General features: G+C 61.1%; 14 protein-coding genes and 1 tRNA gene. 9 read left to right on the top strand and 6 right to left on the bottom strand.

The genetic code is table 11. The features are described from left to right. Positions 1–63: 63 nt before the first annotated feature. Positions 64–137 (bottom strand) — tRNA-Pro (locus tag QP324_RS08895). Positions 138–215: 78 nt separating this feature from the next. Next, positions 216–1,106, bottom strand: coding sequence for a metallophosphoesterase (locus tag QP324_RS08890; protein WP_284815685.1), 891 nt, complete (start codon positions 1,104–1,106; stop codon positions 216–218). Positions 1,107–1,139: 33 nt separating this feature from the next. Between QP324_RS08890 and QP324_RS08885 the strand changes: the two genes are divergently transcribed. Next, positions 1,140–1,604, top strand: coding sequence for a GatB/YqeY domain-containing protein (locus tag QP324_RS08885; RefSeq protein WP_239278470.1), 465 nt, complete (start codon positions 1,140–1,142; stop codon positions 1,602–1,604). A gap of 27 nt (positions 1,605–1,631) precedes the next feature. On the opposite strand, the gene QP324_RS08880 is transcribed toward QP324_RS08885, so the two are convergent. Then, positions 1,632–4,139 carry a transglycosylase domain-containing protein gene (locus tag QP324_RS08880; RefSeq protein ID WP_239278471.1) on the bottom strand — a complete coding sequence of 836 codons (2,508 nt, stop codon included), beginning with the start codon at positions 4,137–4,139 and terminating at the stop codon, positions 1,632–1,634. A 144-nt stretch (positions 4,140–4,283) separates the two neighbouring features. Here QP324_RS08880 and QP324_RS08875 point away from each other — a divergent pair, with 144 nt between their 5' ends. Genes QP324_RS08875 through QP324_RS08860 form a run of 4 tightly spaced genes read left to right on the top strand, consistent with a single transcriptional unit; the run spans position 4,284 to position 6,104 of the window. Then, positions 4,284–4,607 carry a WhiB family transcriptional regulator gene (locus QP324_RS08875; protein ID WP_005323132.1) on the top strand — a complete coding sequence of 108 codons (324 nt, stop codon included), beginning with the start codon at positions 4,284–4,286 and terminating at the stop codon, positions 4,605–4,607. 45 nt (positions 4,608–4,652) lie between these two features. Further along, on the top strand, positions 4,653–4,811 hold the full coding sequence (locus tag QP324_RS08870; RefSeq protein WP_005323131.1) for a DUF4177 domain-containing protein: 159 nt from the start codon (positions 4,653–4,655) through the stop codon (positions 4,809–4,811). After that, positions 4,812–5,270, top strand: a complete 459-nt coding sequence (locus QP324_RS08865) for a RidA family protein (protein ID WP_198492395.1) — start codon at positions 4,812–4,814, stop codon at positions 5,268–5,270. A gap of 18 nt (positions 5,271–5,288) precedes the next feature. Beyond that, positions 5,289–6,104 (top strand): MBL fold metallo-hydrolase, encoded by an 816-nt coding sequence (locus QP324_RS08860; protein WP_284815682.1) that lies wholly within the window; start codon positions 5,289–5,291, stop codon positions 6,102–6,104. A gap of 219 nt (positions 6,105–6,323) precedes the next feature. On the opposite strand, the gene glxR is transcribed toward QP324_RS08860, so the two are convergent. Beyond that, positions 6,324–7,007: a CRP-like cAMP-activated global transcriptional regulator GlxR gene (glxR, locus tag QP324_RS08855; protein WP_005323128.1), complete on the bottom strand. Its 684-nt coding sequence runs from the start codon at positions 7,005–7,007 to the stop codon at positions 6,324–6,326. Between the two features lie 340 nt (positions 7,008–7,347). Here glxR and nth point away from each other — a divergent pair, with 340 nt between their 5' ends. From nth to QP324_RS08835, 4 genes are read left to right on the top strand one after another with little or no spacing between them, the layout of a single operon-like run. Then, positions 7,348–8,004 (top strand): endonuclease III, encoded by a 657-nt coding sequence (nth, locus tag QP324_RS08850; RefSeq protein WP_284815680.1) that lies wholly within the window; start codon positions 7,348–7,350, stop codon positions 8,002–8,004. A 9-nt stretch (positions 8,005–8,013) separates the two neighbouring features. Then, positions 8,014–8,577, top strand: a complete 564-nt coding sequence (locus QP324_RS08845; protein WP_284815678.1) for a TlpA disulfide reductase family protein — start codon at positions 8,014–8,016, stop codon at positions 8,575–8,577. Beyond that, on the top strand, positions 8,574–9,275 hold the full coding sequence (locus QP324_RS08840) for a CoA pyrophosphatase (protein WP_239278478.1): 702 nt from the start codon (positions 8,574–8,576) through the stop codon (positions 9,273–9,275). Before QP324_RS08845 ends, QP324_RS08840 begins: the two co-directional genes overlap by 4 nt. A gap of 57 nt (positions 9,276–9,332) precedes the next feature. Then, a complete protein-coding gene (locus QP324_RS08835) occupies positions 9,333–10,529 on the top strand; it encodes a MarP family serine protease (protein ID WP_239278480.1) in 1,197 nt (398 codons plus the stop codon). On the opposite strand, the gene QP324_RS08830 is transcribed toward QP324_RS08835, so the two are convergent. Together QP324_RS08830 and QP324_RS08825 are read right to left on the bottom strand one after the other, a co-directional pair. Beyond that, on the bottom strand, positions 10,526–11,440 hold the full coding sequence (locus QP324_RS08830) for an alpha/beta fold hydrolase (RefSeq protein WP_239278481.1): 915 nt from the start codon (positions 11,438–11,440) through the stop codon (positions 10,526–10,528). The two genes, QP324_RS08835 and QP324_RS08830, sit on opposite strands and share 4 nt — an antisense overlap. A gap of 121 nt (positions 11,441–11,561) precedes the next feature. Beyond that, on the bottom strand, positions 11,562–12,068 hold the full coding sequence (locus QP324_RS08825; RefSeq protein WP_239278546.1) for a phage holin family protein: 507 nt from the start codon (positions 12,066–12,068) through the stop codon (positions 11,562–11,564). Positions 12,069–12,167 lie beyond the last annotated feature (99 nt).

Here is a 12,167-nt window from a genome sequence, read left to right as displayed (position 1 = left end):
TATGGAAAAGCCCCTGCTCGCCAGCTAAACTTGCTGGTCAGAGCAGGGGCTTGCCCGTATCTGTCGGGATAACAGGATTTGAACCTGCGACCTCTTCGTCCCGAACGAAGCGCGCTACCAACCTGCGCCATATCCCGGCGTTCCGCCTTGAAAAGCGGTACCTGGACACTTTAACGCAAGCTGAGCGCAATCAACAAAACGGCAGGTGGCTGGGTTTAGTCCACCTCGGTGATTTTCAGCAGTGTGGCGGAAGGGCGGCAGAAAATGCGCACCGGGGCGAATTTGGAGGTACCCAGACCATTGGAAACATGCATCTTCATCGGGCCGAAGTCGTGGAGACCCTGCACGCGGTCGCGGTCGATGCCACAATTGGTTACCAGCGCGCGGGAACCGGGCAGGCAGATCTGGCCGCCGTGGGTGTGGCCGGACAGGGAAAGTTGGTAGCCATCGACCGCAAACTTCTCCAGCACGCGGGGTTCGGGGGCATGGAGGAGCGCTAGGGACAAGTCGGCGTCCTCGTTGGGCGGGCCGGCGATTTCGGAGTAGTCATCCAGATCGTGGTGCGGATCGTCCACGCCGGCGGCGGCAAGGCGGACGTTGCCCACCTTGAATTCATGGCGGGCCTGATTGGCATCGCGCCAACCGTGCTCCAAGAAGGCGGCGCGCATGCCGCGCCACGGCAAGTCCACATAGGAGGGCTCGCGCTTTTTGCCCAGCAGGTACTTGAAGGGGTTAACCGGCTGCGGCGCCCAGTAGTCATTGGTGCCAAAAACAAAGAGGCCGGGACGGGCCAGCAACGGGCCGAGCGCGCGCAACGTATCGGGAACGGCCTGCTGATCGGAGAGATTATCGCCAGTGTTGACCACGAGGTCCGGCTCCAGGGCGTCGAGGGCAGACACCCAGGCAATCTTGGTCTCCTGGCCGGGGATCATATGCAGATCGGACAGATGCAGCAGCCGAAATTCCGGCTTACCACGCAGCGTGCCCTTGGGCAGGAGGGGGAGCGTATATTCCTTGAGCTCGAATTTGGTCAGTTCGCTATAGCCCCATGCCGCGGCGCCCAGGCCGGCAGCGGTGAGGCCGCCAAGAATACGTAAAGGTTTCACGGCTACCACACTACCTGGCGTACATTGATAGGCATGAGCGAGCTAAAGCAAACCATCCGTGCAGATCTGAAAACCGCAATGAAGGCGAAGGAGAAGCAGCGCACCAGCGCTATCCGCGCCTTGCTGGCCGCCATCCAGGCCGAGGAGACCAATGGTTCTCGGCATGAGCTGGAGGACGCCGATATCCTCAAGGTGATTGCGCGCGAGATCAAAAAGCGCCGCGAGTCCGCCGAGGTTTATGAGGACAACGGCCGTCCGGAGCTGGCGGAAGCCGAGCTTGCCGACGTCCCCTTCTTCGAGGCCTACCAACCCCGCCAGCTGGACGAGTCCGAACTACAAGCTTTGGTGAAGGAATCTATCGCGGAGGTTGAGGCCGAAAACGGCGAAGCACCCACCATGAAGCAGATGGGTGCAGTAATGAAGGTGGCCAATGCCAAGGCCGCCGGCCAGGCGGATGGCAAGCGCCTGTCCGCTGAGGTCAAGTCCCAGCTGAGCTAAAGCGGGCGAGACCGCAACGGGCGAGGCTTAGCGGCCAAGCAGACTGCGGACGTCGTTGGCAAAGCTATCGATGTCCTCTTGGCGGATGCCAAAGTCTTCCGGCGAGAACCCGCCGCCGGTACCGCCACCGCCGTTGCCCGTTCCGCCGCCTGTGCCGCCAGTCGAGCGGCCCGGGCTCGTAGCACCGTCGGCATTACCGCCGCCGGTGCTATTTTGTGCGCCGGTGGAGTTGGCGTCGGCCACGCCGGAGGAAGGGGATTGGGAGGCCCCGGCGCCGTCGGAAAGCTGCAGCGTAATCTCCGCGCCCTTCTTCTTGCCGTCCTTGCCGGTAATCGCGCGAACTACACGGCCATAAGGAACATTGCCGCCGATGACCCGGGAGGTCTTGACTACGTAGCCCTTGGACTCCAAGGTCTGGCGGGCCTCGGCCTCGGATTTGCCGCGCAGGCTATCAAGGGTCTTATCGGCCGTGGTGCCGTTGTCGTACTTCTTGTTGTAGTTCGGCAGTCCGGCCTTGGTCGCTATCGGCAGCTGCGTAGCCATGCTGAAGAAGGTCTGCGCCGGTTCCAAGCCGCCGTAGAGGTTGCCCCAACCCGCGCACTGGCGCACCGGCCCGGTACATAGCGGGACGGTGGAGGTGCCATCGTTATAGATATACGGTGCGGCGGAAATGCCCTCGTTGAATCCCAAGAATGCGGAGGACTGGTTGGACTCGGTGGTACCGGTCTTGGCCGCGATTGGGCTGGAATAACCGGCCGCTTGGGCGGCATCCTTGGCGGTGCCTTGCTTGGCGTCCTCAGACAAGGCGTTGCTCATCGCACGGGCTACGTCCTTATCAACAGCCTGCTCACACGGGGTTTCCTTGAGATAGACCTCGTTGCCTTCCTTATCCGTGACCTGGGAGATGGGGTTGGGCTCGCACCACTTGCCATCGGCGGCCAGCGTGGCACCCACATTGGAAAGCTCCAGCGGGTTGACCTGGTCCGGGCCCAAGGTGAAGGAGCCGGAGTTGGCGTCCTTGGTGTGCTGAGCAATCGAGGTGTCTTTATCAAAGCTGCCCTTGTCATCGTAGGAGCGCAGGCCCAAACGAACGGCCATATCGACGATGGGTGCCACGCCTACCTGCTCCGTGAGCTTGATAAACGGCGTATTGGGGGAGTGTGCCAGCGCTTCCTGCAGCGTCATCGTGGCCTTATAGGAACCAGCGTTTTCCACGCAGTAGCGGTCCGCCGGGCAGCCGGCGGCGCCGCCGTGGCCCAGGCCTTCCGCCTCGTAGCGGGTGGGCACATTCACGGTGTTTTTGATGCCATAGCCCGCTTCGAGCGCGGCCGCGGCGGTAAAGACCTTAAAGACGGAACCTGCACCGTTGCCCACTAAGGAGTAAGGCTGCGGCAGGATGGTCTCATTTTTATCTAGGTCCAGGCCGTAATCGCGCGAGGAGACCATGGCCAGCACCTTGCGGTCCGACCTGCCGGGCTTGATGACGTTCATGACTTCAGCCACGCCCTGGGCATCCGGATTGGTGTGGCTTTGTACTGACTCGAGGGCCTTGTCTTGCACCGTTGGATCCAGCGTGGTTTTGATGGTGTAGCCGCCGCGCGCTAGCTGATCCTCGCTAATGCCCTTTTTATCCAGGTATTTCAGCACATAATCACAGAAGAAACCGCGGTCGCCGGCGCCGATGCAGCCATTGGCCAGCGTTTTGGGCTTCTTGCCGACGCCCAGCTTCTCCCCCTTATACTTATCCGCTTCCTGTTGCTTGATATGGCCATTATCCGCCATGGATTGCAGGACTAGGTTGCGCCGCTCGGTTACTTCCTCGGCGTTGGTATAGGGATTGAGGCGCTCAGAGGATTGGACCATGCCGGCCAGCATCGCTGCCTGCGGCACCGTGAGCTCGGAAGCATGCGTGTCAAAGTAGGTGCGGGCCGCCGCCTCGACGCCATAGGCGTGGTTACCAAAAGACACCAGGTTGAGATAATTGGTGAGGATGTCATCCTTATCCAATTCCGCATCCATCTTGGTGGCCATGCGCATCTCGCGCAGCTTGCGGGCCACGGATTGCTCGGTGGCCGCGGCGCGCTCTTCATCGGTGGTGGCAGAGACTAGCAACAGGTAGTTCTTGACGTACTGCTGATCGATGGTGGAAGCGCCCTGGGAGACGCCGCCCGACGTCAGGTTTGTCCATAGCGCGCGGAAATTTCCCTGGAAGTCCACGCCTTCGTGATCATAAAAGCGCTCGTCCTCAATGGAGACGATGGCGTTTTTCATGGCCTTAGAGATCTTCTTGCTCTCTACCGGGTGGCGGCGTTGGCTGAAGACATAAGCCATGTCCTTGCCCTTGGCGTCTTTGATTGTGGTGACGCCTGGGATATTGCCGGCAGTCAGATCTTGCAGGTCAGATTGCATGGTTTCGTTAGTGCGGGCAATCGCCACACCGGAAATGCCCGCGAAGGGGGCAAGAGCCAGGGCGATGAGCGCGCCTACCAAGACCGTAGACAGGGCTATCTTGGCCAAAGATTTGATGACAGTCACGCCCCATACACTACGTGGTTGCCCTTGGTAGGTGGAAGATCACTCGCACCCCCTAAAGTGTGACGTGTTAGACAATCTTCTACCTGGATGAATAGACTCAGATGCGTTACATAGTATTCCGTCTGGGAAGGAGCACACTCACCCATGACCGTTCGTGTGAAGACTGCTGGAATGTCTAATACAGCCCGAAATCCCGAGCGTGGTGAGTGGGTCACCCAGGCCAAATGCCGCAAGGGCGACCCGGATGCCCTATTTGTTCGCGGTGCGGAACAGCGCAAGGCGGCCGTCATTTGCCGCCACTGCCCAGTGCTGACCGAATGCCGCGCTGACGCCCTGGATAATCGCGTCGAGTTCGGTGTTTGGGGCGGGCTGACCGAGCGCCAGCGCCGAGCTCTGCTGCGCAAGAACCCCCACATCACGGACTGGGCCCACTACTTGGCCCAAGGCGGCGAGCTCGTCGGCATTTAAGAATTTAGACGGCATAGTGCGTATTTAATAGTTAGAATGGACCCCATGACTAAATGGGAATACGCAACCGCACCTGTCCTTACCCACGCCACCAAGCAGATCCTCGATTCTTGGGGTGAAGATGGCTGGGAACTGGTCACCGTCACCCCGGGCCCTAACCCGGAAAACGTCGTAGCCTACTTCAAGCGCGAGGTGGCAGAGTAAATGGGCTTTCATGCTCGCTTGCGGGAGCTGGGGTATGAGCTGCCGGGCGTCGCCAAGCCACTAGCTTCCTATGTGCCGGCTGTGCGCGTGGGTGATCAGGTCTGGACCTCTGGCCAGCTTCCCCTCGTGGAAGGCGCCCTGCCGCTCACCGGCAAGGTTGGCGCCGAAGTCACCACGGAACAAGCCCAGGAACAGGCCCGTATCGCGGCGCTGAATGCGCTCGCCGCTATCGATGCCGAAGTTGGCTTGGACAATGTCTCCCGCGTGGTAAAAATCGTGGGGTTTGTAGCCTCCGATCCGGCCTATGCAGACCAACCGGTAGTTATCAATGGTGCCTCCGATTTCATCGGTGAGGTCTTTGGGGATGCTGGAAAGCATGCTCGCTCCGCTGTGGGCGTAGCTGCGTTGCCTAAAAACGCCCCGGTAGAGATCGAACTAATCGTAGAAATTGCTGCTTGATCGGATAGGCTAGTAACTATGGAGCACCCCGCATATAGTCAATTGCGTCCCGTCAGCCAGTCCGTTGGCGTAGTCCTTTGTGATAACCCCAGCTACACCGCCCTTGAGGGTACGAATACGTGGATTATTCGCGCCGCTGAAGACTCTCGGGCGATCGTCGTGGATCCGGGTCCCGAGGATGAAGGCCATCTCAACGTTGTGCACCGCAACGCAGGTGAGGTGGCTTTGATTTTGATTACCCACCGCCATGATGACCACGCTTCGGGCGCACAACGCTTGCGGCAGATGACCGGCGCCCCCATCCGCGCCTTCGATCCGAGCTACTGCAATGGTGCCGAGGCCCTCCAGGACGGCGAGCACATCTCCCTCGATGGCATCACCCCAAGTCTCGAGGTCGTGCACACCCCAGGGCATACCGCGGATTCTACCTGCTTCTTTGTGTGGAGCGGCGAGGTAGCAAATTCCCGCCTCGAAGGCATTATCTCCGGTGACACCATCGCCGGCCGCCACACCGTTCTCCTTTCGGAGACGGACGGTAACTTGGCCGATTACCTGCAGACCCTCGACACCTTGGAAGAGCGCGGTAAGGATATTGCGCTGTTCCCGGGACACGGACCAGACTTGGATGACACCTCTCAGGTGGCCCGCAAGTACATTGACCGCCGCCACTACCGCCTTGACCAGATTAAGGAGATCCGCTCCCGCCTAGGCGATGATGTAGATCTGAATACCCTGGTCAACGAGATGTATGACGATGTGGACCCGGTGCTGCGCCACGCTGCGGAGCAGTCCACGCGCACCGCGCTGAAGTACTTGGACGGCGAGGCTAAATAAGCCTATTTCCATTGGCCCCTCTTCCTTTTTGGTGGGAAGAGGGGCTTAATTGTTCTGTGGGCTGAGGAAGGAGGCGCGCAGGGTCAACGTGTGGCCACGGTATGGCCCGCCGGCAGTGCGGTGTGGAGCGTACCGTGGCCACAAGTGTGGTGTGGAACTGGTTAAGGGGGGTAAAACCAGCGAAACCCCGCCGAGGCGGGGTCGTGAGCCGGCGCGGTCTTAGCGAGCGCGGCGGGCGAGGTGCTCGGTATCGACGATGAGCACGGACTTGCCCTCGAGGCGGATCCAACCGCGGTGCGCGAAGGTGGCCAGCGCCTTGTTGACGGTCTCACGGGAAGCGCCCACCAGCTGGGCAATCTCTTCCTGGGTGAGGTCGTGGTTCACGCGCAGGGCGCTGCCTTCCTGGACGCCGAAGCGGTTAGCCAGCTGCAGCAAGGTCTTTGCTACGCGGCCCGGAACGTCGGTGAAGATGAGGTCGGCCAGGTTGGCGTTGGTGCGGCGCAGGCGGCGAGCCAGCACGCGCAGCAGCTGCTGGGCGATTTCGGGGTGGTCACCAACCCACTTCTTGAGCAGCTCGGAGTTCATGGTGGCTGCCTGAACCTCGGTCACGCACACTGCGGAAGAGGTGCGCGGGCCCGGATCGAAGATGGACAGCTCGCCAAACATATCGGATGGGCCCATGACGGTTAGGAGGTTTTCGCGGCCATCCGGGGCGTGGCGGGCGAGCTTAATCTTGCCCGAGGTGATGATGTACAAGCGATCGCCAGGCTCGCCTTCGTCGAAGATGGTGGTTCCGCGCGGGTAGCGCACGGTCTCCATCTGCTCGATTAGGTGCTGCACTGCAACGGGATCAACGCCTTGGAAGATTCCGGCGCGGGAGAGGATGTCCTGTACGCCTTCCACGTTTTACTCCTTGGATGTCGACTACGAAAGTCCATAGATGAGCCTGTGCCACATCTGGGTGCGGTCTTTCGTGCACTCGACAATGCGGAACAAGCGGGGTCACTGTGTAACGCGTTTCATCTTACAGTGTAATTGGTCACTTTTGGTACTTCAGTGAAATTTTGTCACACTATAGAAACTCTACTCGTGCTAGTGCACGGTTCAGGCCAGCAGTTTTGCTGCCTAGTCAGCAAAAACGACTGCCTCAAGCTTTTCCATCAGGAGGGCGAAAAGGGCGATGGCAAGTGGTACCAGAATCACGAGTGAAATCATGTTTTCCTAGTCTACTAAGCTAAACCCCATGAATTCAGCACTGTCAGCGGCCAGCGCGCCGGAGCTGCGCGCACCGGAGGTAAATCGGCGTTTGGCGCAGGAGTATCCGGATGCACGGTGTGCCTTGGATTATGACTCCCCGCTGCAGCTGCTCGTTGCCACCGTTCTTTCTGCGCAATGTACGGATGAACGCGTGAATTCGGTGACCCCTGAACTCTTTGCCCGCTACCCAGAGGCGGCGGATTATGCGGCTGCGCAGCGCTCGGACTTGGAGAGCATCCTGCGGCCGTTGGGCTTTCAGCGCGCCAAGGCAGGTCACCTTTTGGGCATCGGGGAGAAGCTGGTGGCAGATTTTGAAGGGCAGGTACCGCGCACGGTCAAAGAACTGACCAGCCTGCCCGGCGTCGGGCGCAAGACCGCACTGGTGGTGCTCGGAAATGCCTTCGGGGTCCCCGGACTGACCGTGGATACGCACTTCGGCCGCCTCATGCAGCGGCTCGGGCTGACGGGGGAGAAGACGCCGGTCAAGATTGAGAGGGACATCGCTAAGCTCGTGCCGGAAGAAGAGTGGACGATGTTTTCACACCGCGTCATCTTCCACGGGCGCCAGGTCTGCCATGCGCGCACGCCGGAGTGCGATGCATGCGTTCTGTGGGATATGTGTCCAGCTGCTCGTGGGCGCTAGGCTAACGGTATGAAGAACTACGTCCTTGGCACGGTGATTGCCGCGATCCTCATTGCCGTTATCGCGGTCGTGGGGGTCTCGCAGTTACGGGGTGGGGGCGGATCCGAGGAGGCGTCGCCAAGCGAGGCTTCCCCGCAAGAAGTCCCGCAGCGCCCAGACTGCCCGGCCGGCACCGTGGCTGGGGTAGAGCTGGAGTGCCTAGGTGGTGCGGCTGCCGGAAAGCCCGCCGATGAGGGCATAGCCGTGGTTAACGTGTGGGCGTGGTGGTGCGAGCCGTGCCGCGCGGAACTTCCCTATCTGCAGGATGTGGCGGAAACGCATCCGGACTGGCAGGTCGTGGGCGTGCACGCGGATAAGAACGCGGGAAATGGTGCGGCCTTCCTGAATGACTTGGGCGTGGAGCTGCCGAGCTTCCAGGATTCGGATAATAAATTTGCCGGTGAGCTGGGCCTGCCGGGCGTGGTGCCGGTGACCGTGGTGTTAAAGGACGGTGAGGTGCGCAAGCAATTTGCGCAACCGTTTAGCTCCGCAGCGGAGATTGAAAAGGCCGTGGAGGAGGCGATTGCGGCATGAGTCAACTCCTTCCCGAGCGCACGCCAGAATGGCTCAAGCCGGCGCTGGGGGTAGACCCCAGCCAGGTGCAAGAGCTCATTGGCAACCGCCAGGCTTCGTCCCTCAACGGCACCAATGTGCAGGTGCCGGTCAAGCGGGAAGCGGCCGTGCTCATGCTGCTGAGCGGTGAGAGCGCGGAGGAGGCCAGCATTTTGCTCACGCATCGCTCGCCGTCCATGCGCTCGCACTCGGGCCAGATAGCCTTTCCCGGCGGCCGCCGGGATCCCGCCGATACCTCCCTGGTAGATACCGCGCTGCGGGAAGCCTGGGAGGAAACGGACCTGCAGCGCAACTCCGTGACCCCGCTGGAGCAGTGGGAGCAGCTGCATATCCGCGCCACCGGCAATCCGGTGAGCCCCATTTTGGCGCATTGGGCCCAGCCGGGGGAGGTCTATCCCGCCAGCCCCGATGAAACCGATGACGTGTTTCTCGTGCCTATCCGGGAGTTGGCCGATCCGCGCAACCGCTTCATGGTGGGCTTTAGAAAGTGGCAAGGACCAGCATTTCACGCCAATGGCTACGTCATTTGGGGCTTTACCGCCGGTGTGCTCTCGGCACTATTGCAGCACGCCGGGTGGAGCGTTCCATGGGATAACAATTCAGTCATGGACCTGCGTGACTCCCTCACAAACTCCCGCAATAATGAGAAGATGTCCTAACCGCTTGTGCCACGGTACGTATTCATTTTAACTCCCAGATAGAAAGAACCCATAGCCATGACTCCTGCGCTCATCGTTGACGGCTTGATTGTGGTCGCCGTCCTCATAGCGCTCCTGAGTGGGTGGCGCAATGGCGCCCTCGCGGCGGTATTGGCCTCTATTGGTGTGGGTGCTGGGGTAGTGCTAGGCATTGCCGTGGCCCCGGCCGCCCTGCGCCTGGTGGATCAACCCTCGCTGCGCTTGCTGCTGTTAGTGGGAATCCTGGTGCTTTTTGTGGGCGTCGGGCAGCTTATCGGATCCTCGTTGGGTGGCAGCGTGCGCGATCGCATGAAGGCGCGCAAGACGCAGCGCCTCGATTCCGCCGTGGGTGCGGTTTTTCAAGCCTTTGCCGCCTTGGTGGTTATTTGGCTCATTTCTATCCCCGTGGCCACCAACTTAGGTGGGGTGGCGGGCCAGGGCCTGCGCGATTCCCGCATCTTGGGCAAGCTCAACTCGGCCGCGCCGGCGCAGGTAGCGTCGCTGCCCAATGGGGTGGCGGCGATGCTCAACGAGTCCGGCCTGCCGCCGCTAGTCTCGCCGTGGCAAAACTCGATTAGCACCGAGGAAGTAGAAGAGCCGGACCCAGACGTGCAGGATCCGGAGATGGTGCGGCGTATGCGGCCGTCTATCATTCACGTGCTTGGCGACGCCGAAGAGTGCTCCCGCCGCCTCATGGGTTCCGGCTTCGTGGCGGCCGATGACTACGTGATCACCAATGCTCACGTAGTGGCCGGCACGCAGACCGTGCGTTTGGATACCAAGGTGGGCCTCAAGGACGCGACCGTGGTCTACTACAACCCGGATGTGGATGTGGCGGTGCTGCACTCGCGCGACCTGGGCATCGATCCACTGCCGTGGGCCCAGGCCCCGGCCCAGACGGGCGATGATGCCATGGTCATGGGCTTCCCGCACTCTGGGCCTTTCGACGCCGAGATGGCGCGCGTGCGCGATCGCATCACCATTTCCGGCCCGGATATCTACTCGCATGGTCGCGTGGAACGCGATTCCTACACCGTGCGCGGCAAGATCCAACAAGGAAATTCCGGCGGGCCGCTGGTCAACACGGCCGGCGAGGTCCTCGGCGTGGTCTTCGGTGCCTCGGTGGATGATTCCGAGACGGGCTATGCCCTAACCGCCGATGAGGTCAATGCCCAGATCGGAGACATCACGCGGCTTACCCACCCGGTTGATACCGGGGAGTGCGTGGCGCACTAGCGATGTTCTTGTAGCCAGGCCGCTAGCGTGGAAACGAAATCCGCCGGTGCTTCCAGGTGCGGAAGGTTCTTCGCGCCGGGGACGGTCGTGGCGGTAAATCCGCGGCGGGCGCGCGAGGCGGCGCGGCGGACCACGGGGTTCCACAGTCGCTGCTGGGCGTGGATGAAGAGCACGGGACGCTCTACTGTCAGTTCTACCCAGGTCAAGGGGACCACGGCGGTGCGCATGCGGTGGTTCCACAAGATTCCACGGCGGACGCTGCCGATGCGGGAGGCGCGCAGGCGGAGATCGAGGATGCGGTCTAGGGTGGCGTCGGCAAGCGAAGGCCCCGTATCCAGCTCCAACTCCTTGCGGTAGGCGCGCGGGCTAAGCAGCAGGTTTTGGGCGCGGGTAACGCGCGGCAGGCGGCACAGCAACGAGCGCAGGTTAATCCACCCAAAGTCCCACGGCCGGGCAGCAATCGCGCGGCGCAGATCCACCGGGTGGGCGGCGGAAATGGAGGCCAGGCCGCGCACCCGCTCAGGGCGCTCTGCCGCCAAGCACCATGCCACGGCGCCACCCGTATCGGCGCCCACCACAAAGGCATCGTCATGGCCCAAGGCCTGAATGAGCCCGCTAATATCGCCCACTAAAGTGCGGATATCCTGCCCCGCATCAATGGGCGGCTTATCGGACATACCAAAGCCCCGCATATCCACGGCCGCGACGTGGAAGCCGCGTTGTGCAATCGGCGCTATGACCTCCTGGTAATCGAACCATCCGCCGAAGGCGCCGTGGATGAGCACCACGAGTGGCTGCGTGCTATCGCCCGCCGTGGCGACGTGCAGGCGAATGCCGCGGGTGTGGACGAACTCATGTGCATAAGGTCCATCCAGCTCCACCGTTGAGGGGGGCAGGGGTGCGAAGGCCATGGTGCCGCCTTTCTATAGTTGGGGCAGAAACGGTAGAGAAGAGGGGGCGGAAGTACACAAAATCCGCCCCAGGCTAGCTAGGGCGGATAGAGGCGTGCACGTACGCGTGGCGCCTGCCGGTTTAGGTGTAGAGGCCGTTGGTGTTCTTACGGTCCAGGGACTTCTGCGCCTTGCCCGGAACCAAGTTCTTGAGCTCCTTGGTGGAGTCAATGGTCTTCTGCGGGGCCTTGACCTGCTTGACGTTCTTCAGGCCAACGAAAGCCAGGATGCCGGCGAGAACGATCATGATCAAGAAGACGATCAGGAACGCTGCCCAGCGGTCCAGCCAGACGGCGAGGAGCTCGGCCAGGAAGAAGAAAAAGAAGAAAGAGCTATACAGCGCGATGGTGCCTGCGCCGCCGAAGAGGCCTGCACCGATGCCGCCCTTCTTAGCAGACTCTGCCAGCTCGGTCTTGGCTAGTTCCACCTCGGAGCGCACGAGCTGGGACATCTGCTCGGTGGCGTTGGAGACCAGCTGGCCTACCGAGGTCTCGGACGAGGATGTATCCACGTCACTCAAAGGGATCGAGTTCACCTTCGGTGCAAATTGATCAGTACCGTCGGTAAAAAGTCCATCGTTGCTCACGATTAATTCTCCTCGCGTTTATCTAAACCTTGTAATGTCCCCAACAATAATGGAATCACTATTATCCCATGGTGCCACGCATACTTAGGGACTTCCACGGCT

Source organism: Corynebacterium sp. UMB0012 (genome assembly GCF_030216265.1).
Taxonomy (GTDB): domain Bacteria; phylum Actinomycetota; class Actinomycetes; order Mycobacteriales; family Mycobacteriaceae; genus Corynebacterium.
This window is presented reverse-complemented; position numbering and strand designations above follow the sequence as displayed.